Origin of the sequence: Pseudomonas sp. PSPC2-3, assembly GCF_049898265.1 — a bacterium.
Classification (GTDB): domain Bacteria; phylum Pseudomonadota; class Gammaproteobacteria; order Pseudomonadales; family Pseudomonadaceae; genus Aquipseudomonas; species Aquipseudomonas veronii.
Genome location: NZ_JAFCXJ010000017.1, coordinates 60529 through 82350, shown reverse-complemented (window position 1 = coordinate 82350; position 21822 = coordinate 60529). Strand labels below are relative to the sequence as shown.

At 60.8% G+C, this 21822-nt stretch carries 22 protein-coding genes, 4 tRNA genes and 1 riboswitch; of the genes, 17 read left to right on the top strand and 9 right to left on the bottom strand.

The window, feature by feature from the left end; translation table 11 throughout:
* Positions 1-132 precede the first annotated feature (132 nt).
* From ACP7E3_RS30745 to astE, 8 genes are all read left to right on the top strand, one after another.
* Positions 133-1113, top strand: coding sequence for a GlxA family transcriptional regulator (locus tag ACP7E3_RS30745; RefSeq protein WP_017849213.1), 981 nt, complete (start codon positions 133-135; stop codon positions 1111-1113).
* Positions 1114-1380: 267 nt separating this feature from the next.
* Entirely contained in the window at positions 1381-2601 is a 1221-nt protein-coding gene (locus ACP7E3_RS30740) for an aspartate aminotransferase family protein (RefSeq protein WP_046382325.1), read from the top strand.
* Between the two features lie 204 nt (positions 2602-2805).
* Positions 2806-3825 (top strand): arginine/ornithine succinyltransferase subunit alpha, encoded by a 1020-nt coding sequence (gene aruF, locus ACP7E3_RS30735; RefSeq protein ID WP_017849211.1) that lies wholly within the window; start codon positions 2806-2808, stop codon positions 3823-3825.
* Between the two features lie 50 nt (positions 3826-3875).
* Complete coding sequence (gene astA / locus ACP7E3_RS30730) at positions 3876-4901, top strand: arginine N-succinyltransferase (RefSeq protein ID WP_017849210.1); 1026 nt, start codon at positions 3876-3878, stop codon at positions 4899-4901.
* On the top strand, positions 4898-6367 hold the full coding sequence (gene astD / locus ACP7E3_RS30725; RefSeq protein WP_162231510.1) for a succinylglutamate-semialdehyde dehydrogenase: 1470 nt from the start codon (positions 4898-4900) through the stop codon (positions 6365-6367). Before astA ends, astD begins: the two co-directional genes overlap by 4 nt.
* 88 nt (positions 6368-6455) lie before the next feature.
* Positions 6456-7802, top strand: a complete 1347-nt coding sequence (gene astB / locus ACP7E3_RS30720; protein ID WP_426125383.1) for an N-succinylarginine dihydrolase — start codon at positions 6456-6458, stop codon at positions 7800-7802.
* A 23-nt stretch (positions 7803-7825) separates the two neighbouring features.
* Positions 7826-8116, top strand: coding sequence for a hypothetical protein (locus ACP7E3_RS30715; protein ID WP_017849207.1), 291 nt, complete (start codon positions 7826-7828; stop codon positions 8114-8116).
* A gap of 11 nt (positions 8117-8127) precedes the next feature.
* Positions 8128-9132, top strand: coding sequence for a succinylglutamate desuccinylase (gene astE / locus ACP7E3_RS30710; protein WP_426125381.1), 1005 nt, complete (start codon positions 8128-8130; stop codon positions 9130-9132).
* A 132-nt stretch (positions 9133-9264) separates the two neighbouring features.
* Here astE and ACP7E3_RS30705 read toward each other — a convergent pair whose 3' ends face one another.
* Positions 9265-9774 carry a 6,7-dimethyl-8-ribityllumazine synthase gene (locus ACP7E3_RS30705; protein WP_017849205.1) on the bottom strand — a complete coding sequence of 170 codons (510 nt, stop codon included), beginning with the start codon at positions 9772-9774 and terminating at the stop codon, positions 9265-9267.
* Between the two features lie 113 nt (positions 9775-9887).
* Positions 9888-10057: riboswitch (FMN riboswitch) on the bottom strand.
* Positions 10058-10247: 190 nt separating this feature from the next.
* Between ACP7E3_RS30705 and ltaE the strand changes: the two genes are divergently transcribed.
* The 8 genes from ltaE to mgtE all read left to right on the top strand — a co-directional run bounded on the left by ltaE (position 10248) and on the right by mgtE (position 17984).
* Positions 10248-11252, top strand: a complete 1005-nt coding sequence (ltaE, locus tag ACP7E3_RS30700) for a low-specificity L-threonine aldolase (protein WP_108526647.1) — start codon at positions 10248-10250, stop codon at positions 11250-11252.
* Positions 11253-11398: 146 nt separating this feature from the next.
* Positions 11399-14017: an alanine--tRNA ligase gene (gene alaS, locus ACP7E3_RS30695; protein ID WP_046382329.1), complete on the top strand. Its 2619-nt coding sequence runs from the start codon at positions 11399-11401 to the stop codon at positions 14015-14017.
* A gap of 97 nt (positions 14018-14114) precedes the next feature.
* Positions 14115-15356, top strand: coding sequence for an aspartate kinase (locus tag ACP7E3_RS30690; protein ID WP_017849202.1), 1242 nt, complete (start codon positions 14115-14117; stop codon positions 15354-15356).
* A 173-nt stretch (positions 15357-15529) separates the two neighbouring features.
* A complete protein-coding gene (gene csrA, locus ACP7E3_RS30685; protein ID WP_003175645.1) occupies positions 15530-15718 on the top strand; it encodes a carbon storage regulator CsrA in 189 nt (62 codons plus the stop codon).
* Between the two features lie 62 nt (positions 15719-15780).
* Positions 15781-15871: transfer RNA gene (locus ACP7E3_RS30680), tRNA-Ser, on the top strand.
* 108 nt (positions 15872-15979) lie between these two features.
* Positions 15980-16056, top strand: a tRNA-Arg gene (locus ACP7E3_RS30675).
* A gap of 72 nt (positions 16057-16128) precedes the next feature.
* A tRNA-Arg gene (locus tag ACP7E3_RS30670) sits at positions 16129-16205 on the top strand.
* Between the two features lie 336 nt (positions 16206-16541).
* The gene (mgtE, locus tag ACP7E3_RS30665; protein WP_046382330.1) at positions 16542-17984 is read left to right on the top strand and encodes a magnesium transporter; all 1443 of its coding nucleotides are present in this window, start codon (positions 16542-16544) and stop codon (positions 17982-17984) included.
* Positions 17985-18086: 102 nt separating this feature from the next.
* On the opposite strand, the gene ACP7E3_RS30660 is transcribed toward mgtE, so the two are convergent.
* The 3 genes from ACP7E3_RS30660 to ACP7E3_RS30650 form a co-directional block, all read right to left on the bottom strand.
* Positions 18087-18413 carry an Arc family DNA-binding protein gene (locus ACP7E3_RS30660; protein ID WP_017849200.1) on the bottom strand — a complete coding sequence of 109 codons (327 nt, stop codon included), beginning with the start codon at positions 18411-18413 and terminating at the stop codon, positions 18087-18089.
* A 389-nt stretch (positions 18414-18802) separates the two neighbouring features.
* Positions 18803-18982 carry a PA3371 family protein gene (locus ACP7E3_RS30655; protein WP_046382331.1) on the bottom strand — a complete coding sequence of 60 codons (180 nt, stop codon included), beginning with the start codon at positions 18980-18982 and terminating at the stop codon, positions 18803-18805.
* A gap of 11 nt (positions 18983-18993) precedes the next feature.
* Complete coding sequence (locus ACP7E3_RS30650; protein ID WP_108526646.1) at positions 18994-19221, bottom strand: hypothetical protein; 228 nt, start codon at positions 19219-19221, stop codon at positions 18994-18996.
* Positions 19222-19545: 324 nt separating this feature from the next.
* Here ACP7E3_RS30650 and ACP7E3_RS30645 point away from each other — a divergent pair.
* Positions 19546-19622: transfer RNA gene (locus tag ACP7E3_RS30645), tRNA-Arg, on the top strand.
* Positions 19623-19883: 261 nt separating this feature from the next.
* Here the strand turns inward: ACP7E3_RS30645 and ACP7E3_RS30640 are convergent.
* From ACP7E3_RS30640 to ACP7E3_RS30620, 5 genes are all read right to left on the bottom strand, one after another.
* Positions 19884-20249 (bottom strand): YidH family protein, encoded by a 366-nt coding sequence (locus ACP7E3_RS30640; RefSeq protein ID WP_046382334.1) that lies wholly within the window; start codon positions 20247-20249, stop codon positions 19884-19886.
* 200 nt (positions 20250-20449) lie between these two features.
* Positions 20450-20638, bottom strand: coding sequence for a YgaP family membrane protein (locus ACP7E3_RS30635; protein ID WP_017849187.1), 189 nt, complete (start codon positions 20636-20638; stop codon positions 20450-20452).
* Positions 20639-20651: 13 nt separating this feature from the next.
* Complete coding sequence (locus ACP7E3_RS30630; RefSeq protein ID WP_017849186.1) at positions 20652-21071, bottom strand: DUF6691 family protein; 420 nt, start codon at positions 21069-21071, stop codon at positions 20652-20654.
* Entirely contained in the window at positions 21068-21508 is a 441-nt protein-coding gene (locus tag ACP7E3_RS30625) for a YeeE/YedE family protein (RefSeq protein ID WP_201021460.1), read from the bottom strand. Before ACP7E3_RS30625 ends, ACP7E3_RS30630 begins: the two co-directional genes overlap by 4 nt.
* Positions 21505-21819, bottom strand: coding sequence for an ArsR/SmtB family transcription factor (locus tag ACP7E3_RS30620; protein WP_046385196.1), 315 nt, complete (start codon positions 21817-21819; stop codon positions 21505-21507). The genes ACP7E3_RS30625 and ACP7E3_RS30620 overlap by 4 nt, the downstream gene beginning before the upstream one ends.
* Positions 21820-21822: the final 3 nt, after the last annotated feature.

Here is a 21822-nt window from a genome sequence, read left to right as displayed (position 1 = left end):
TATCGGGGGCAAGTCGAATCGTCGCACCGCCCCTCCCACATTGGATGTTCATCGTTTTTGAGATTTGTGTTCGTTTACGGGCTAGCATTGGCCCACGGCTTCTTTCACTGTTTTTGCTTCGGATAGCCCTCCATGACTGCCCATCGAATTGGTTTCCTGATTTGGCCCAGCACAAAAGCACTGACGCTTGCGCTGGCTGAGGAGGCCTTGCGCGTTGCTCAGCGGGTGCATCCGGAGGTGGTCTATGAACTGTCGTTTCTGCAGGCCGAACCGCAGACCGATGGCGCCTGGCAACTGCCCGGCGGGCCGTGGGCCGGCAAGCTCGAAGGCTTCCAGAAACTGTTCCTGCTGGCCGACGAACCGCCCACCGCGATCGCTTCGCAGCTCAGCACCGCGCTCAAGCAACTGGTGCGCGCCGGGTGTGTGATCGGCGGCTTGTCGGCCGGTGTCTACCCGCTGGCTCATCTCGGTCTGCTCGACGGCTACCGCGCCGCCGTGCATTGGCGCTGGCAGGACGATTTCGCCGAGCGCTTCCCCAAGGTCATCGCCACCAGCCATCTGTTCGACTGGGACCGCGATCGCCTGACCGCCTGTGGCGGCATGTCGGTACTCGACCTGTTGCTGGCGGTGCTGGCCCGTGATCACGGCGCCGAGCTGGCCGGTGCGGTGTCCGAGGAACTGGTGGTGGAGCGCATCCGCGAAGGCGGCGAGCGCCAGCGCATCCCTCTGCAAAACCGCCTGGGCTCGAGCCATCCGAAGCTGACCCAGGCGGTGCTGTTGATGGAGGCCAACATCGAAGAACCGCTGACCACCGACGAAATCGCCCAGCATGTCTGCGTGTCGCGACGACAACTGGAACGCATCTTCAAGCAATACCTCAATCGCGTCCCCAGCCAGTATTACCTGGAACTGCGCCTGAACAAGGCCCGCCAGATGCTGATGCAAACCAGCAAGTCGATCATCCAGATCGGCCTGTCCTGCGGCTTCTCCTCGGGGCCGCACTTCTCCAGCGCCTACCGCAATTTCTTCGGCGCCACCCCCCGCGAAGACCGCAACCAGCGACGCAGCAGCAGCCCGTTCGAGTTGTCGTCGGTGCCGTCCGAACGCGGTTGATCTCACCCGCGCGATCCCTGCGGTAGATAGATAGCCGGCCGCCGGCCAAGTTACGCCTATCCTGCTCGACCACCTGCCGCTGTGCCCCGGTAGCGTTTAAACTGCGCCATTGCGATGCTATTTGTCGCATTGGCGTAAACCCGCCAAAATCGCGGGTTGGCGCTATAAGAAGTTGTCGCTTGGCGGCAAGGCCGCGCTGAAAACTGTCCTTACAATCCCTGCATCGCCCGCCAGTTCCAGGCAGGCGTTCCTCTTCAGGAGACTCCGATGTCCGTTGAGCAAGCCCCGGTGCAACGTGCCGATTTCGACCAGGTCATGGTGCCCAATTACGCACCTGCCGCATTCATCCCCGTGCGCGGCGCAGGTTCGCGCGTGTGGGACCAGGCGGGTCGCGAGCTGATCGACTTTGCCGGCGGCATCGCGGTCAATGTTTTGGGCCATGCCCACCCGGCGCTGGTCGGTGCGTTGACCGAACAGGCCCACAAGCTGTGGCACGTCTCCAACGTCTTCACCAATGAGCCGGCCCTGCGCCTGGCCCACAAGTTGATCGACGCCACTTTTGCCGAGCGTGTGTTCTTCTGCAACTCCGGCGCCGAAGCCAACGAGGCTGCGTTCAAGCTGGCCCGTCGCGTGGCGTTCGACCGCTTCGGCAGCGAGAAATACGAGATCATCGCCGCCCTCAACAGCTTCCACGGCCGCACCCTGTTCACCGTCAACGTCGGTGGCCAGTCGAAGTACTCCGACGGCTTCGGGCCGAAGATCACCGGTATCACCCATGTGCCGTTCAATGACCTGGCCGCGCTGAAAGCTGCCGTGTCGGACAAGACCTGCGCCGTGGTGCTGGAACCGGTGCAAGGCGAGGGCGGCGTACTGCCGGCCGAGCTGGCCTACCTGCAAGGCGCCCGCGAACTGTGCGACGCCCACGACGCGCTGCTGGTGTTCGACGAAGTGCAGACCGGCATGGGCCGCAGCGGCCATCTGTTCGCCTACCAGCACTACGGTGTGGTGCCGGACATTCTCACCAGCGCCAAGAGCCTGGGCGGCGGTTTCCCGATTGCCGCGATGCTCACCACGGAAGCCTTGGCCAAGCACTTGGTGGTCGGCACCCACGGCACCACCTACGGCGGCAACCCGCTGGCGTGTGCGGTGGCGGGGGCGGTGATCGATGTGATCAACACGCCTGAAGTGCTGGCCGGCGTCAACGCCAAGCACGACCTGTTCAAGGCCCGCCTGGAACAGATCGGCAAACAATACGGGATCTTCAGCGAAGTGCGCGGCCTCGGCCTGCTGCTCGGTTGCGTGTTGAGCGACGCCTGGAAAGGCAAGGCCAAGGACGTGTTCAACGCGGCCGAGAAAGAAAACCTGATGATCCTGCAAGCCGGCCCCGACGTGGTGCGTTTCGCGCCGAGCCTGGTGGTGGAGGATGCGGACATCAATGAAGGCCTGGACCGTTTTGAGCGTGCTGTTAAAACACTGACCCAAGCCTGATACACATTTATCTGTCGGACTGGGTCGAATGTGGGAGGGGGCTTGCCCCCGATAGCGGTGTATCAGTCACCAGATGTATCAACTGACAGACTGCTATCGGGGGCAAGTCGAATCGTCGCACCGCCCCTCCCACATTGGATATGTGTTGTTCCTGACCTGTCCGGTACTTTTTCCTATGAGTTTTTCGAGTTAAGGAGTGACACCATGCTGGTGATGCGCCCCGCGCAAATGGCTGATCTGGGCGAGGTGCAGCGTCTGGCTGCGGACAGCCCGATTGGTGTCACCTCCTTGCCGGACGATGTGGAGCGCCTGAGCGACAAGATCGCCGCCAGCGAAGCGTCCTTCGCTGCCGAGGTCAGTTTCAACGGTGAAGAAAGCTATTTCTTCGTGCTCGAAGACACCGAGACCGGCAAGCTCGTCGGCTGTTCGGCCATCGTCGCCTCGGCCGGCTACTCGGAACCGTTCTACAGCTTCCGTAACGAGACCTTCGTCCACGCCTCCCGCGAGCTGAAGATCCACAACAAGATCCACGTGCTTTCCCAGTGCCACGACCTCACCGGCAACAGCCTGCTCACCAGCTTCTACGTGGTGCCGGAGCTGGTCGGTTCGCCGTGGTCGGAACTCAATTCCCGCGGCCGCCTGTTGTTCGTCGCCAGCCATCCCGAGCGCTTCGCCGACTCGGTGGTGACCGAGATTGTCGGCTACAGCGACGAGAACGGTGATTCGCCGTTCTGGGACGCCATCGGGCGCAACTTCTTCGACCTCAACTACGCCGCCGCCGAGCGCCTGTGCGGGCTGAAAAGCCGCACGTTCCTCGCCGAGCTGATGCCGCACTACCCGATCTACGTGCCGCTGCTGCCGGACGAAGCTCAGGAAGCCATGGGCCAGGTGCATCCGCGTGCGCAGATCACCTTCGACATCCTCATGCGCGAAGGCTTCGAGACCGATCACTACATCGACATCTTCGACGGCGGCCCGACGCTGCACGCGCGGGTCTCGGGCATTCGCTCGATCGCCCAGAGCCGCGTGGTGCCGGTGAAGATCGGCGAGAGGGTCAAGGGTGTCGGCCGCCAGTACCTGGTGAGCAACGCGCAGTTGCAGGATTACCGCGCGGTGCTGCTGGAGCTGGACTACGCGCCCGGCAAACCGGTGACCCTGGACCTGGAAGCGGCCGAAGCCCTGGGCGTCGGCGAAGGCGCCAGCGTGCGTTTGGTTGCGGTTTAACGCAGAGTTTTGCGGGTGGCCTGAACGGGCGGCCCGCCTGAGGAGATAGCATGATCGTTCGTCCCGTACGCAGCAGCGATTTACCGGCCCTGATTGATCTGGCGCGCAGCACCGGCACCGGCCTGACCACCTTGCCGGCCAACGAAGAGCGCCTGACCCACCGGGTCGGCTGGGCCGAAAAAACCTTCCGCGGCGAAGCCGGGCGCGGGGATGCCGACTACCTGTTCGTGCTGGAAAACGACGAAGGCCGCGTGGTGGGGATTTCCGCCATCGCCGGCGCCGTCGGCCTGCGCGAGCCCTGGTACAACTTCCGGGTCGGCCTGACCGTCAGCGCCTCCCAGGAGCTGAATATCTACCGTGAGATCCCGACGCTGTTCCTGGCCAACGACCTCACCGGCAACTCCGAACTGTGTTCGTTGTTCCTGCACGCCGATTACCGCAACGGCCTCAACGGCCGCATGCTGGCCAAGGCGCGCCTGCTGTTTATCGCGGAGTTCCCGCAGTTGTTCGGCAACAAGATCATCGCCGAGATGCGCGGCGTGTCCAATGAAGCCGGGCGTTCGCCGTTCTGGGAAAGCCTGGGCCGACACTTCTTCAAGATGGAATTCAGCCAGGCCGACTACCTCACCGGCGTGGGCAACAAAGCCTTTATCGCCGAGTTGATGCCGAAATTTCCGCTGTACAGCTGCTTCCTGTCGGAGGATGCGCGCAACGTGATCGGCAAGGTCCACCCGGACACCGAGCCGGCGCTGAGCATGCTCAAGAGCGAAGGGTTCAGCTACCAGGGCTATGTCGACATTTTCGACGCCGGCCCGGCGGTGGAATGTGAGACCAGCAAGATCCGTGCGGTGCGCGACAGCCAGTCGCTGGTGTTGGCCATCGGCACGCCAGGCGACGACGCCACGCCGTTCCTGATCCATAACCGCAAGCGCGAAGAGTGCCGCATCACCGCCGCACCGGCCCGCCTGGCGGCAGGCACGCTGGTGGTCGATCCGTTGACCGCCAAGCGCCTGCAGCTGGTGGTGGGCGATCAAGTGCGTGCCGTACCGTTGTCTGCTGCTCGGGAGTCGAAATAATGAATTCGCTGTATATCGCAGGTAGCTGGCTGGCTGGCCAGGGTGAGTTGTTCGAATCGCGCAACCCGGTGACCCAGCACGTGCTGTGGGCCGGCAATGGCGCCAGCGCCGAACAGGTCGAATCCGCCGTGCAGGCGGCGCGCCAGGCGTTTCCGGCGTGGGCCCGGCGCTCGTTGGAAGAGCGCATCGGCGTGCTCGAAGCCTTCGCCAATACCTTGAAAAGCCGCGCCGATGAAATCGCCCGCTGCATCGGTGAAGAAACCGGCAAGCCCCTGTGGGAATCGGCCACCGAAGTCACCAGCATGGCCAACAAGATCGCGATCTCGGTGCAAAGCTACCGCGAGCGTACCGGCGAGAAGAGCGGCCCGCTGGGCGACGCCACCGCCGTGCTGCGCCACAAGCCTCACGGCGTGGTGGCGGTGTTTGGTCCTTACAACTTCCCCGGCCACCTGCCCAATGGGCATATCGTCCCGGCGTTGCTGGCGGGCAATACCGTGCTGTTCAAACCCAGCGAGTTGACCCCGAAAGTCGCCGAGCTGACCGTGCAATGCTGGATCGAAGCCGGCCTGCCGGCGGGCGTGTTGAACCTGCTGCAAGGCGCGCGGGAAACCGGGATCGCCCTGGCGGCCAACCCGGGTATCGACGGGTTGTTCTTCACCGGCTCCAGCCGCACCGGCAACCACCTGCACCAGCAGTTCTCCGGGCGCCCGGACAAGATCCTGGCCCTGGAAATGGGCGGTAACAACCCGCTGGTGGTGGATCAAGTGGCCGACGTGGATGCGGCGGTCTACACCATCATCCAATCGGCGTTTATCTCGGCCGGCCAGCGTTGCACCTGTGCCCGTCGCTTGCTGGTGCCCGAAGGCGCCTGGGGCGATGCGCTGCTGGCGCGGCTGGTGGCGGTCAGCGCGACGATTGCGGTCGGTGCATTCGACCAGCAACCGGCGCCGTTCATGGGCTCGGTGATTTCCCTGGCGGCGGCGAAAGCCTTGATGGACGCTCAGGAACTGCTGTTGGCCAACGGCGCCGTGGCGCTGCTGGAAATGACCCAGCCGCAGGCTCAGGCCGCGTTGTTGACCCCGGGCATCATTGACGTGACCGAAGTGAGCGAGCGCGCCGATGAAGAGCTGTTCGGCCCGCTGTTGCAGGTGATCCGCTACGCTGATTTCGCCGCGGCGATTGCCGAGGCCAACAACACCCAATACGGCCTGGCCGCCGGTTTGTTGTCGGACTCCGAAGCGCGCTACCAGCAATTCTGGCTGGAAAGCCGCGCCGGGATCGTCAACTGGAACAAACAACTGACCGGCGCCGCCAGTACCGCGCCGTTCGGTGGTGTCGGGGCTTCGGGCAACCATCGCGCCAGCGCCTATTACGCAGCGGATTATTGCGCGTACCCGGTGGCGTCCCTGGAAACCCCAAGCCTGGTGCTGCCAGCCACACTCACGCCCGGCATTACACTGATCTAAAGGTGGGAGGGGGCAAGCCCCCTCCCACACTTGACCCGGGGTGTGTTGAAGATTGCCTATAAAAACAGATGTTCGTGGAGCCTCGCCGATGAAATCCTATGAAGTCAATTTTGACGGTCTAGTGGGGCCGACCCATAACTACGGCGGTTTGTCCTACGGCAACGTCGCGTCCCAGAGCAACAGCCAGCAAGCTTCCAACCCCAAGGAAGCGGCGTTGCAGGGCCTGCAGAAAATGAAAGCGCTGATGGACATGGGTTTTGTGCAAGGCGTGCTGGCGCCGCAGGAACGCCCGGACGTGGCTGCCTTGCGCAACCTCGGCTTCAGCGGCAGCGATGCCCAGGTCATCCAGCACGCGGCCAAGCACGCCATGCCATTGCTGGTCGCCAGCTGCTCGGCGTCGAGCATGTGGGTGGCCAACGCCGCCACCGTCAGCCCGAGCGCCGACACGGCGGATGGCCGCGTGCATTTCACCGCCGCCAACCTCAACTGCAAATACCACCGCAGCATCGAACACCCGACCACCAGCCGCGTATTGGGGGCGATGTTTACCGATGCGAAACACTTCGCCCACCACGCCGCGTTGCCGGCGGTGGCGCAGTTCGGCGACGAAGGCGCGGCCAACCACACACGTTTCTGCCGTGACTATGGCGAGGCCGGCGTGGAGTTTTTCGTGTTCGGCCGCAGCGCGTTCGACACCCGTTACCCGGCGCCGCAGAAGTACCCGGCGCGCCAGACCCTCGAAGCCTCCCAGGCCGTCGCCCGCCTGCACGGCCTGAAAGACGCTGGCGTGGTCTTCGCCCAGCAGAACCCGGCGGTGATCGATGCCGGCGTGTTCCATAACGACGTGATCGCGGTGGGCAATGGCGAAATGCTGTTCTATCACGAGGACGCGTTCCTCAACACCGAGACGATGCTTGCCGAGTTGCAGGCCAAGTTGGGCAAGCTGGGCGGCAACTTCCAGTCGGTGTGCGTGCCGCGTGCCCAGGTCAGCGTCGAAGACGCGGTGCGTTCCTACCTGTTCAACAGCCAATTGCTGACCCGCGCCGACGGCTCGATGCTATTGATCGTGCCGGAAGAGTGCCGCGCCAACGCACGTGTCTGGCAGTATCTGCAAGGTCTGACCGCTGCCGGTGGTTTGATCCGCGAGGTCAAGGTCTTCGACCTCAAGCAAAGCATGCAGAACGGCGGCGGCCCGGCGTGCCTGCGTTTGCGCGTGGCGTTGAACGAAACCGAGCTGGCGGCGGTGAACCCAGGGGTTATCATGACCGCGCCGCTGTATGAAACGCTGACCCAGTGGGTCGACAAGCACTACCGCGACAGCCTGCGCGAAAGCGACCTGGCTGACCCGCAATTGCTGCTTGAATGCCGGACGGCATTGGATGAACTGACGCAAATCCTTAAACTGGGCGCGGTATATCCTTTCCAGATCAATTAACGCCACACGGCCGAGAGCTATTTATGAGCACCGATACCCTGCAACTGATCCTTGAAGACACCGACGGCACCCAGCTGCAAACCTCCTGCACCCGCGTTGCCGTGATCTGGCAGGGCAAGGAAGTCTGGATTCAGCACGACGGCCGTGGCCAACTGCTGATCGGTGTGGACGTGGAAGAAGGCGACGCCGAGTACGCCAACCTGCTGATGCGCCCACTGGCCACCAACCTGATGAGCCTGCAACTGGAAATGGAACCGGCCGACGTTGAGGGTGATGACGACGATCACGTCCACGGCCCAGGCTGCAACCACTAAGGAAGCTGCTTATGCTCGCCCTCGGCAAACTCCTTGAACTGACTCTCGCCGGTCGTGAACCGGCGCAAAAAATTCAACTGACTGTCGACGGCGTGCAGATGCGCTGGCTCAGCGAAGGCGCGCTCGAAGTGCGCCCGCCGCAAGCGCGGGACAACGGCAGCGACGTGCTGCTGTCGTCCGGCATCCACGGCAACGAGACCGCGCCGATCGAACTGCTCGACCGCCTGTTGCATGGCATCGCCCGCGGGCAGATCAAACCCCGCACCCGTATTCTGTTCCTGTTCGGCAACCCCGAGGCTATGCGCCGCGGTGAGCGTTACCTCGAACTGGACGTCAACCGGCTGTTCAACGGCCGTCACGAAAAAAATATCGGCCCTGAAGCCATGCGCGCCGCCGAGCTGGAACAATTGGCCCGCAGCTTCTTCAGCCTGCCTGGCCGCTCGCGCTTGCATTACGACCTGCACACCGCCATTCGTGGTTCGAAGGTCGAGCAGTTCGCCCTCTACCCGTGGAAGGACGGGCGCCAGCATTCGCGCCACGAACTGGCCCGCTTGCGCGCCGCCGGTATGCAGGCGGTGCTGCTGCAGAACAAAGCTTCGATCACCTTCTCCGCCTTTACCTATGAACAACTGGGCGCCGAGGCCTTTACCCTGGAATTGGGCAAGGCGCGGCCATTCGGGCAGAACCAGGATGTGGACGTGTCGCGCCTGGAAACCCGGCTGACGCAGATCATCGAAGGCACCGAGCCGGACACCGGCAGCCTGGATGGCCTGCAGCTGTTTGCCGTGTCCCGCGAAGTCATCAAGCACAGCGATGCATTCCTGTTGCACCTGCCGGCGGACGTGGAAAACTTTTCGCCGTTGGCCCAGGGCTATCTGCTCGCCGAAGACGTCGCCAAGACCCGCTGGGTGATCGAGGAGGAGGACGCACGCATCATCTTCCCGAACCCGAAGGTGAAGAATGGCTTGCGCGCAGGGATATTGATCGTGCCGACCACGGACGCCGGGCTGGCATAGATCTCAGCCTTAACCGGATCCAAATGTGGGAGGGGGCTTGCCCCCGATTGCGGTGTAACTGTCAGAAAATTTTTAACTGACAGACCGCCATCGGGGGCAAGCCCCCTCCCACATTTTGTTTTGCGGTGTTGCTTAAACTGCTACGGCACGCGGCTCGCTGCGGCGGATCGCACGTACCTTGTGCAAGGTGTCGGCACAGGTACGCGCCGCTTCCTGGCCTTTGTGTACGAAGTGATCATGGAAGAAGGCGTGGTGCTCGCTGCCAGCGTGGAAGTGGTGCGGGGTCAGAGACACCGAGAACACCGGCACTTCGGTTTCCAGCTGAACCTGCATCAGGCCGCTGACCACCGATTGGGCGACGAATTCGTGGCGGTAGATGCCGCCGTCCACCACCAGGGCCGCGGCGACGATGCCGGCGTAACGGCCGGTCTTGGCCAGCAGCTTGGCGTGCAGGGGCATTTCAAAGGCGCCGCCGACTTCGAAGAAATCGATGTCCGATTCCTGGTAACCCAGGGCGATCATTTCGCTGAGAAAGCCTTTGCGCGATTGGTCGACAATATCCTTGTGCCAGCAGGCCTGGATAAACGCGACGCGCTCGCCGTGATGGTTTTTGCTTTTGCTGTCGATTGCGGTGGGTTGCATGTTCTGACTCCTGTTTAAGAAAAAAACAGGGCGTTATGAATCGAATGGGATTTAAGGGTACGAACAGCTGGGTCATGCAGGCATGAACTCAGCGCGCGGCCCTTTTGCGCCAATCCCGTTCTCTCTTCATCCGGACTATGACCGTCGGCCCCGGGATCACACCGGGTCTGCTGACCTTGTCGCCGTCCTGCCGGAGCAGTTCGAGGCGCCAAGCGCTCGCGGGCTATGCACATTGCGCGCAATTACCGCCGGTGGGGAATTGCACCCCGCCCTGAGAACGTTGCCGCCAGAACCCTGGCGGCGGAGAGTTTTTAACATGGTTTTTCAGAAACTGCACGATTGCCGTATCGATAGCCTATATCGGTTTGTTTGATTGATATTCGATTGACGCAGCATAGGGCTTGATATTCCGTGGCTTTACCCGCAGTAATCGTCAGTACGAAAGAACGCCCAACCCATCAGAGGCCAGTTTGATGACCGTGATAGACCTGCGCAGCGACACCGTGACCCAACCCACCCCCGGCATGCTCGATGCGATGGCCAGCGCCGTCAGCGGCGATGACGTGTATGGCGAAGACCCTAGCGTCAATCGCCTGGAGGCCGAACTGGCCAAGCGCCTGGGGTTCGCTGCGGCGTTGTTCGTGCCCACCGGCACCATGAGCAACCTGCTGGCGTTGATGGCCCACTGTGAGCGCGGCGAGGAATACATCGTCGGTCAGCAGGCCCACACCTATAAGTACGAAGGCGGCGGCGCGGCGGTGCTGGGTTCGATCCAGCCGCAACCACTGGAAGTGCAGGCGGACGGTTCCCTGCACCTGGATCAGGTGCTGGAAGCGATCAAGCCCGATGATTTCCACTTCGCCCGTACCCGCCTGTTGGCGCTGGAGAACACCATGCAGGGCAAGGTGCTCCCGCTGGAGTACCTGGCCAGGGCACGTGCGTTTACCCGTGAACATGGCCTGGCCCTGCACCTGGACGGCGCGCGGCTCTACAACGCGGCGGTCAGGCTCGAGGTGGACGCGCGGGAGATCACCCAGCATTTCGATTCGGTGTCGGTGTGCCTGTCCAAGGGCCTGGGCGCGCCGATTGGCTCGGTGTTGTGCGGCTCCACGGCGCTGATCGCCAAGGCGCGGCGTTTGCGCAAGATGGTCGGCGGCGGCATGCGCCAGGCCGGTTCCCTGGCGGCGGCGGGGCTGTATGCCCTTGACCATCAGGTGCAGCGCCTGGCCGACGACCACGCCAACGCCCAGTGGCTGGGGGATGAACTGCGCAAGGCCGGGTATGCGGTGGAGCCGGTGCAGACCAACATGGTCTACGTGCAGCTCGGCGACCGGGCGCAGGCCCTGAAGACGTTTGCCGCCGAGCGCGGCATCAAGTTGAGCGCCGCACCGCGCCTGCGCATGGTCACGCACCTGGACGTGAGCCGTGCGCAGATCGAGCAAGTGGTGCAGGCATTCGTCGAGTTTTCTCGGAAATGACCGTGCAGACTGTCTAATTGACTGTTTCTATCACATAAACACGCTGTACCACCGGCAAAGGGCCGATATAATGCGGCCCTTTGCCGTCGCTCCGTCTGATGATGTTGCGCACTGGCCTTTGGCCTCAGACTCCGTGGAAGAACCTAATGAAAAGCGCAGAAATCCGTGAAGCCTTCCTTCGCTTCTTCGAAGAGCAAGGCCACACCCGTGTCGCCTCCAGCTCCTTGATCCCAGGCAATGACCCCACCCTGCTGTTCACCAACGCGGGGATGAACCAGTTCAAGGACTGCTTCCTGGGCCAGGAAAAGCGCGCCTATACCCGCGCGGTCAGCAGCCAGAAATGCGTGCGCGCCGGTGGCAAGCACAACGACCTGGAAAACGTCGGCTACACCGCCCGTCACCACACGTTTTTCGAAATGCTCGGCAACTTCAGCTTTGGCGACTATTTCAAGAAGGACGCGATCAACTTCGCCTGGACCTTCCTCACTGGCGTGCTGAAACTGCCGAAGGAAAAGCTCTGGGTCACCGTCTACGCCAGCGATGACGAAGCCTACGACATCTGGACCCAGCAAGTCGGCGTGCCGCCTGAGCGCATGGTGCGTATCGGCGACAACAAGGGCGCGCCTTACGCCTCCGACAACTTCTGGACCATGGGCGACACCGGCCCGTGCGGCCCATGCACCGAGATTTTCTACGATCACGGCGCCGATATCTGGGGCGGCCCACCGGGTTCGCCGGAAGAAGACGGCGACCGTTACATCGAGATCTGGAACAACGTGTTCATGCAGTTCAACCGCACCGCCGATGGCGTGTTGCACCCGCTGCCGGCACCGTCGGTGGATACCGGCATGGGCCTGGAGCGGATCAGTGCGGTGATGCAGCACGTTCACTCCAACTACGAGATCGACCTGTTCCAGAGCCTGCTGGCCGCTGCGGCCAAGGCCATCGGTTGTGCCAATGAAGACCAGGCATCGCTCAAAGTGGTGGCTGACCACATCCGTTCCTGCGGTTTCCTGATTGCCGACGGCGTGCTGCCGTCCAATGAAGGCCGCGGCTACGTGCTGCGCCGTATCATCCGTCGCGCCTGCCGCCACGGTAACAAGCTGGGCGCCAACGGCAGCTTCTTCTACCAGATCGTCGCGGCGCTGGTCGCCGAGATGGGCGCAGCCTTCCCGGAACTCACCCAGAACCAGGCGCACATCGAGCGCGTGCTCAAGGCCGAAGAAGAGCAGTTCGCCAAGACCCTGGAACAGGGCCTGAAAATCCTCGAGCAAGACCTCGCCGGCCTGCAGGGCAGCGTGGTGCCGGGCGATGTGGTGTTCAAACTCTACGACACCTACGGTTTCCCGATGGACCTGACCGGCGACATCGCCCGCGAGCGCAACCTGACCCTCGACGAGGAAGGTTTCGAACGCGAGATGGAAGCCCAGCGCGTGCGCGCCCGTTCCGCCAGTTCCTTCGGCATGGACTACAACAGCCTGGTCAAGGTTGACGTGGCCACCGAGTTCACCGGCTATACGGCCACCCACGGTTCGGCCAAAGTGATCGCGCTGTATAAAGACGGCCAGTCGGTCGACGTCCTGAATGAAGGCGATGACGGCGTGGTGGTCCTGGACCGGACGCCGTTCTATGCCGAATCCGGTGGCCAGATCGGCGACTGCGGTTTCCTCAAGGCGTCTTCCGGTCGTTTCGATGTGCGTGATACCACCAAGACCGGCGGCGCATTCCTGCACCACGGCGTATTGGCGTCGGGCAGCCTGATCGTCGGTTCGCCGGTGGACGCCCAGGTGGACGCCGACGTGCGCCACGCCACTGCGCTGAACCACTCGGCCACCCACTTGCTGCACGCGGCACTGCGCCAGGTGTTGGGCGAGCACGTCCAGCAGAAGGGTTCGTTGGTCGACAGCCAGCGCCTGCGTTTCGACTTCAGCCACTTCGAAGCGATCAAGCCTGCGCAGATCAAGGCCCTGGAAGACATCGTCAACGCCCAGGTGCGCAAGAACACCGCGGTGGAAACCGAGGAAACCGACATCGAGACCGCCAAGGCCAAGGGCGCGATGGCGCTGTTCGGCGAGAAATACGGCGACAACGTGCGCGTCCTGAGCATGGGCGGCAACTTCTCGGTTGAACTGTGCGGTGGGATCCACGCCAACCGTACCGGCGACATCGGCCTGCTGAAAATCATCAGCGAAGGCGGTGTGGCGTCCGGTGTGCGTCGTATTGAAGCGGTAACCGGTGCTGCGGCCCTGGCCTACCTCAATGCGGGTGAAGAACAACTCAAGGAAGCGGCCAGCCTGGTCAAGGGCAGCCGTGACAATCTGATCGACAAACTGTCCGCCGTGCTGGAGCGCAACCGTGCGCTGGAGAAACAGCTGGAACAGTTGCAGGCCAAGGCGGCCAGCGCGGCAGGCGACGATCTGTCGGCTTCCGCCCAGGACGTCAAGGGCGTGAACGTCCTGGCGGCGCGCCTGGACGGCCAGGACGGCAAGGCGTTGTTGGCCTTGGTCGATCAGTTGAAGAACAAGCTCGGCCGCGCAGTGATCCTGCTCGGCAGTGTCCATGAGGATAAGGTCGTTCTGGTTGCCGGTGTAACCAAAGACCTGACTGGCCAACTCAAAGCCGGTGATTTGATGAAACAAGCCGCTGCGGCAGTGGGCGGGAAGGGCGGTGGTCGTCCGGACATGGCACAAGGCGGTGGTGTAGACGCCGGTGCCCTGGACGCGGCCCTGGCCCTGACCGTGCCGTTTGTCGAGGCTGGCATTTAAGGCGCTGTGAATGAGCCCGTGGTCTAGTCGCGGGCTCGCTCGGTTGCTGGAAGATTGGTTTATTGGGCGCCCCTTTACGGGCTGAGGCGGCTTAGAAATGGCTTTGATCGTACAGAAATTTGGAGGCACCTCGGTCGGCTCTGTCGAAAGAATCGAGCAGGTCGCCGACAAGGTTAAGAAATTCCGCGATGCCGGCGACGACCTCGTCGTGGTGCTGTCGGCCATGAGCGGCGAAACCAATCGCCTGATCGAACTGGCCAAGGCTATCAGCGGCGATCAACAACCGCTGCCGCGTGAGCTGGATGTGATCGTGTCCACCGGCGAGCAGGTGACCATTGGCCTGCTGGCCATGGCGCTGAACAAGCGCGGTGTGCCGGCCGTGTCCTACACTGGCAGTCAGGTGCGTATCCTCACCGACAGCGCGCACACCAAGGCGCGCATCCTGCAGATCGATGATCAGAAGATTCGCGCTGATCTGAAGGCCGGTCGTGTGGTAGTTGTCGCCGGTTTCCAGGGCGTCGATGAGCACGGCAATATCACCACCCTCGGGCGTGGCGGTTCGGACACCACCGGTGTGGCCCTGGCGGCCGCGCTCAAGGCTGACGAATGCCAGATCTACACCGATGTGGATGGCGTCTACACCACCGATCCGCGCGTGGTGTCCGTGGCCCAGCGCCTGGACAAGATCACCTTCGAAGAGATGCTGGAAATGGCCAGCCTCGGTTCCAAGGTGTTGCAGATCCGCGCGGTGGAATTCGCCGGCAAGTACAACGTTCCGCTGCGCGTATTGCACAGCTTCAAAGAGGGTCCGGGCACCCTCATTACTATTGATGAAGAGGAATCCATGGAACAGCCGATCATTTCCGGCATCGCTTTCAACCGCGATGAAGCCAAGCTGACGATCCGTGGCGTGCCAGACACCCCGGGCGTGGCATTCAAGATCCTCGGCCCGATCAGTGGCGCGAACATTGAAGTCGACATGATCGTGCAGAACGTTTCGCACGATAACACCACTGATTTCACCTTCACCGTTCACCGCAACGAGTACGAAGCGGCCGAGCGTATCCTGCAGAACACTGCGAGCGGGATTGGCGCGCGTGAAGTGGTCGGCGATACCAAGATCGCCAAGGTATCGATCGTAGGTGTGGGCATGCGTTCCCATGCCGGCGTTGCCAGCCGCATGTTCGAGGCCCTGGCCAAGGAAAGCATCAACATCCAGATGATCTCCACCTCGGAAATCAAAGTCTCGGTGGTGATCGAAGAGAAGTACCTGGAACTGGCTGTACGCGCACTGCATACCGCTTTTGAGCTGGACGCTCCGGCCCGACAGGGCGAGTGATGCAAGGCCAGGAAGGCGCGGTTTACCGCGCCTTTCATTTTTTTGTAGGGCGCATGTTGTTTTGCGTGGGCTCGACAATACTTAGCTGGTAGGGCTATGGCCGCTGAGCCGTAGGTCGAAGGCCTTTTTTTGCAGACTGTTGTTCCTGAACTGAAGTGCGTGAGGTGAAAGGTATGTTGATTCTGACTCGTCGTTGCGCAGAAAGCCTGATTATTGGTGATGGAGAAATCACCGTGACCGTGCTCGGCGTCAAAGGCAATCAAGTGCGTATTGGGGTAAATGCTCCGAAAGAGGTAGCGGTCCACCGCGAGGAAATCTATCTGCGGATCAAGAAAGAGAAGGACGAAGAACCAAGCCTTTAATTTTTATCGTTTTTTATGTTTGCAAACGGGGATGAACGTGGTTAATATACGCCCCGTGTTGCGGAGAGCTGGCCGAGTGGCCGAAGGCGCTCCCCTGCTAAGGGAGTACACCTCAAAAGGGTGTCGGGGGTTCGAATCCCCCGTTCTCCGCCATTATTTGCTTAGTACGTTGCAATCTGGATTTATCGATAAGTTGTTGAAATTAATCGAAAAAATCGCTTTACATAGAGATTGAACGGCCTATAATGCGCGGCAACAAATGCACTCGTAGCTCAGCTGGATAGAGTACTCGGCTACGAACCGAGCGGTCACAGGTTCGAATCCTGTCGAGTGCACCATTTAAGAGTCAGTTGCAGCAATGCAGGTGATTCGGTTACAACCAGTTGTGATCTGGTCTAAAAACACAATCTGCACTCGTAGCTCAGCTGGATAGAGTACTCGGCTACGAACCGAGCGGTCACAGGTTCGAATCCTGTCGAGTGCACCATACAAACAAAAAGCCCGCCTAGTGCGGGCTTTTTGCCGTCTGGGGTTTGTAGGATTAAACCTTTTCTTCTCGCGCCATGTGTTTTCCATTCGCGTGGCAGCGTCGCAATTCATAGATGCGGCCAATTCTCAGCTTTGGCTCGCAAGCGCTTGTTCTTACCAGTTTTTTGACGTTAAAAGCGGCGGGCGGTGTATCATTGCGCCCGTCAGCCCCGCCGGGGCTTGTGGAACACCTCCATGGACTTACCCAGTAGTTACTCAGTACCCCGTTTTACCAATCATGAATTGACTGATTGATCCTTCCGGCGTGCCCCGCTGCTGGGAGTGGAGTTCGCCTATGACCGAAGTAGAAGTAAAGAAAACACAAGAAAGCCTGCAGGATCGCCTGGCTCAAGTCATTGAGCTGCTGCAGCGCCAGCGCGTGGTCGAAGAGCTCACGCACCGCCAGGAAGGTCCGCACCACGACCGCGTCGAAAACCTGGTTCATCGGCAAAACCTCGTCGAGTTGCAACGCAAGCTCGATGATCTGCACTCCGCCGACGTCGCTTATATCCTTGAAGCCTTGCCGCTGGATGATCGACTGACCCTCTGGCAGTTGGTCAAGGCCGACCGCGACGGCGACATCCTGCTCGAAGTATCCGACTCCGTCCGTGAAACCCTGATCGCCGACATGGATGATCACGAGCTTCTGGCCGCGGCCCGGGAGATGGACGCCGACGAACTGGCCGACCTGGCCCCCGAGCTGCCCCGTGATGTTGTCCATGAGCTGATGGAAGCCCTCGACAGCCAGCAGCGTGAGCGCGTGCGCTCCGCGCTGTCCTATGACGAGGATCAGGTCGGTGCCCTGATGGACTTCGAGATGGTCACCATCCGCGAAGACGTCAGCCTGGAAGTGGTACTGCGTTACCTGCGCCGCCTGAAAGAGCTGCCAGGGCACACCGACAAGCTGTTCGTGGTCGACTACGAAGGCATTCTCAAGGGCGTGCTGCCGATTAAGCGCCTGCTGGTCAACGACCCTGAGAAGAAGGTTGCGGACGTGATGGCCAGCGATCCGGTGGGTTTCCATCCGGATGAAGACGCCTACGACGCCGCCCAGGCCTTCGAACGTTACGACTTGATCTCGGCCCCGGTGGTCGACAAGAACGGCAAGCTGATCGGCCGTCTGACCATCGATGAAATGGTCGACCTGATCCGTGAAGAAAGTGAAACCGAAGTCCTCAACATGGCGGGTCTGCGTGAAGAGGAAGATATTTTTGCCTCGGTCTGGCGCTCCCTGCGTAACCGCTGGGCGTGGCTGGCCGTAAACCTGATCACTGCGTTCATTGCTTCGCGGGTGATTGGGCTGTTCGAAGGTTCGATCGAAAAGCTGGTGGCACTGGCGGCGTTGATGCCAATCGTTGCCGGGATCGGCGGTAACTCCGGCAACCAGACCATTACCATGATCGTGCGCGCCATGGCGCTCGACCAGGTCAATACCGGCAACACCTCGCGCCTGATGCGCAAGGAGTTGGCGGTGGCGCTGATCAATGGCGTGGTGTGGGGCGGGGTGATCGGGATCGTGGCCTACTTGCTGTACGGCAGTTGGTCGCTGGGGGTGGTCATGACCGCCGCCATGACCCTTAACCTGCTGTTGGCGGCCTTGATGGGGGTGCTGATCCCCATGACCCTGGCACGCCTTGGGCGCGACCCAGCCATGGGCGCCAGTGTGATGATTACCGCCATGACCGACAGCGGCGGCTTCTTCATCTTCCTTGGCCTGGCGACGATCTTCCTGCTCTGACCCCTCGCGGCGGGGGCAACCCAGCCCCCGCCCAGTACTGCCTTCCCGAATTGCGCGCAAAAAAAAGCCAGCACATGGCTGGCTTCGGCTTTCAGGAACAGATCATTCGGCTTCTGCGGCCGCCTCAACGTCGTGCGCAATAAGCGAGACAAGGGCATTTTGCTGGCGGTGGGAGAGCTGACGAAAACGCTGCAGCAGTTCGCGTTCGTGCAGTGACAGCTCAGGGCTGTCCAGGCGCATGCTTAGCTCTTCGCCCAACGCACCTTCCTGAATGAGGCTCTGCTCCAGGCGCGCGATGATTTCGGAGTTCATGCTGCGGTGATGATTGCGAGCCACCTCGGCAATGCGTTCCCGCATTCCGTCTGGCAGACGTACGACGAACTTGTCAGCCGTACGGCTGGAATAAATTGCCTGTTTCAATGGGCGCATATATTTAACCGGTTAGTTCAGGGGAGCGGTTATTGGAATTGGCCGCAAGATGAGTGTTAAGACAAGGCTCACGACCAAAGTTCAACCTGAATTGCAAAGAGGCCGCATCATGCCTCAGTTTTGCCGGTTCCTTGGCGTCAATTCTGTGACAAATATTGAACTGCCTAAAGGCTTTATGCCAGTACTGATTTGCTTTTTTGCGGACTGGTTGGAAAACTTTTTTGCGAGCGATCGTCACAATTCATCGTCCCGCAAGCCGTTGCTGCCAAGGGGTTTGGGGCGCATATCGTATCGTGATATGGCCTTTTGCCCTTGTTTTTAAGACTAGTGGCAATTTGCCGATTTGCTAGTGCGAGGCGACATAAGGTAGGTGTGCCAGCGAGCGAAAATCAGCGCAGCACGGGGTCGAATCTGATTCGGCGGCCGACGATCAGCGTCAACAGCAGGAAGCTGCCGAACACGACGCTGGTGATGAGGGCGGCGGTGCGAGCGTCCTGGGACGAGGTAGACATGCCCAGCACGGCAGTCACGACGGTCAGGCACAAAAACAGCCAGGCGGCTTTGGACATGGAAGGCTTCCTCAGAAAACCCAGTGTTCAGTTGCGGGCGCGGCCTGAGTGCTTTGGGCCAGGCGCACGGGCGATTGCGGGTTGGCCGTCATCACCGCCAATTGCGGACGTTGTTGCAGATGATGCGGCACGGGCTGGCGGATCTGCGCGGTGTCATCGCTACCGTTCGACTGAAAATGAAACATCACCAGTGCGGCCAGGGCGATGGTATTGAGAGCCAACAGAAGGGTGCTGTTCATCGTCATCTTCTCCGCAACGGGTCCAGCCGAATGGTTTTGTAGGAGATGTATTGCAGATGCCGTGCCAATGTTTTATTTCAATAAAATCAATGGTTTGAGTTTAATCTAAACAGCGCTCGGGTTGCAATTTGCAATGCTGGCATTTTGGTGTAGTGCATTTTGCACGATGGCCTCGGATGCCCGGGTTTGCTGGGCGAAACCGTGATCCGTGGCGCAAGCATTGGCTTACACTCAAAAAGCCCACGGACGACATGACAAAACCCACCTCGGCCGTTAACATGCACGCCGTCCGTCGCAGCGCCGTTGGCCCGATGGTTGTCATTTGTCCCAGTAGCTCAATTGGATAGAGCATCCCCCTCCTAAGGGGAAGGTTGGCCGTTCGAACCGGCCCTGGGACACCATACAAATAAAGCCTCTCGCGCCGATCCACTGCCAGCTCATTTTTCCCCGTGACAGCAGGATGACAGCAACAAGGCCAACAAAAAGCCCCGCCGGGTATTGCATCGGCGGGGCTTTTTTGTTTTTGAATGGGCGACTCACTTAATCAGGGTCCAAAGGTGAGCCAGGGTCACACTCGTTCGTTTGCTCGTCGAGAGATGCTCGACTGCACCCGTCTACCGCCCATCGGGGAGGTCGAGTGAAGTCATGCAGGCCAGTCTTGCTCACATCATGAACAAATAGGCCATGAGCAAAACGCCAAGAATTGCAGTGATGACATTGATGCCAGGGCCGGTATTGACGCTGTAGCCAAGGGGGATCTCAACGGGTTTGAGGGTCTTGACCACCTTTTTGTATTGCCAGGATGACCAGCAGGCAACCCAGGAGCCCAGCATCAGGAAGGCCAGCCCGATCCAGAACGAAAAATGTTTTCCGGGAGAGCCCGGAGCGTCCGGTTTCAGCATCTGGAGCAGTAGCCCGGATCGTTCAATCACAAAGCCAAATGCCATCAGCGAAAGGCTGGTTCGGTTCCATGCCAGCAACGTGCGCTCGGCGGCAAAGAACACGCGCGGATCGTTCAGGTCGGACATTGAGATTTCCTTGTTCACACAGCTTTTGAAACGACGCCGCGCAGAATAGCTTTAAACAAAACCACTCGACGTGTCCGTTGATAGATCCAGCTGTTGGGATCAACGCACATATGCCCAGCGTAGCGTCCCGTGCTTGGCGCATAGCCACAAAATCGGCTGCGCCAATGCCCTCGTGCACGTGAACGCTATGGTTTTTTTGCTCAGCAACGGTTACAGGTTTGGATGCCCAGCAACCTGTACAAAGGGCAGAAACGGAAAATACCGGTAGCCAATGGCACTAAGCCGATCCAGCCCCACCAGCCGATCACGCCCGACAGACTGAGGCCAATGAGAACCAGGCCGACGACAATGCGCAGGCTACGGTCAATGGTTCCAAGGTTCGCTTTCATGACGATCTCCCGATCAGTGGTTGCGCCGGGTCTCCAGCGCAGTAAACAACAACATGCCGGCCAGCATGGCCAACATGAACACGATTGCTTGCCAGCGTCCTGTCAGCAGAATTGCCACCGCAGGGCCTGGACAGATGCCCGCTATTCCCCAGCCGATGCCGAACAGCAGGCTGCCGCCGATCAGGCGCGGGTCCAACTCACGCTTGGTCGGCAGTTGCATTGGCTTTCCCAGCAGCGAGCGGGATTGGTGGCGCGCCCAGGTCAGCGGGCCAATGGCGACGCCAATCGCCCCGATCATGACCAGCGCGAGGGAAGGGTCCCAGGCACCGGCCAGATCCAGGAAAGCCAATACTTTGCTCGGGTTGGCCATGCCTGCCAGCAGCAGTCCCAGGCCGAACAGCAGGCCAGCAATGAATGCGGTCAGTTTGTTCATATCCAGGCTCCCAGCAGATGACGCAGGACAAATACGCTAAGGAAACCGCTGAACATAAAGCAGGCAGTGGCGATCATCGATCGCGGCGAAAGGCGCGATATGCCGCACACGCCGTGGCCGCTGGTGCAACCTGAACCGTAGCGTGTACCGATACCCACCAATACACCGGCGACGATCAGCCCGACCCCGCCGCTCTGGAATTCAATCGGCGGCAGCGCGGCGAACAAGCCCCATAGAAGCGGCGCGACGAGCAGGCCGAGGAGAAACAGCGCTTTCTCACCCGCACCTTCGCTGCCCCGTTGTAAAAGACTGCCGATCAAACCGCTGATGCCGGCGATACGTCCGTTGGCGACGACGAAAAGGCTGGCCGCCAGGCCAATCAATGCGCCGCCTGCAAGGGATGACCAGGGAGTGAAGTTGAGCCAGTCGATATTCATGAGGCTTCTCCAGCGCAAAATTGTTGATACAAGGTTTGAATGACTGCCAATGCCGCCGGGCTGCAGATGCGATAGAACACCTGCTTTCCTTCCCGGCGCGTATCCACCAGGCCTTCGCGGCGCAGCACCGCCAGTTGCTGAGAAAGCGTCGGTTGTTGTATCCCGAGCAGCGACTCCAGATCGCCAACATTGCGCTCGCCTTGGGATAGCTGGCAGAGCAGGATCAAGCGATCCGGATTGGCCAGAGCCTTGAGGAATTGGCTGGCAGCATCGGCGTTGGCGTGAAGCCGCTGGAGATCTGATTCGAGCATACG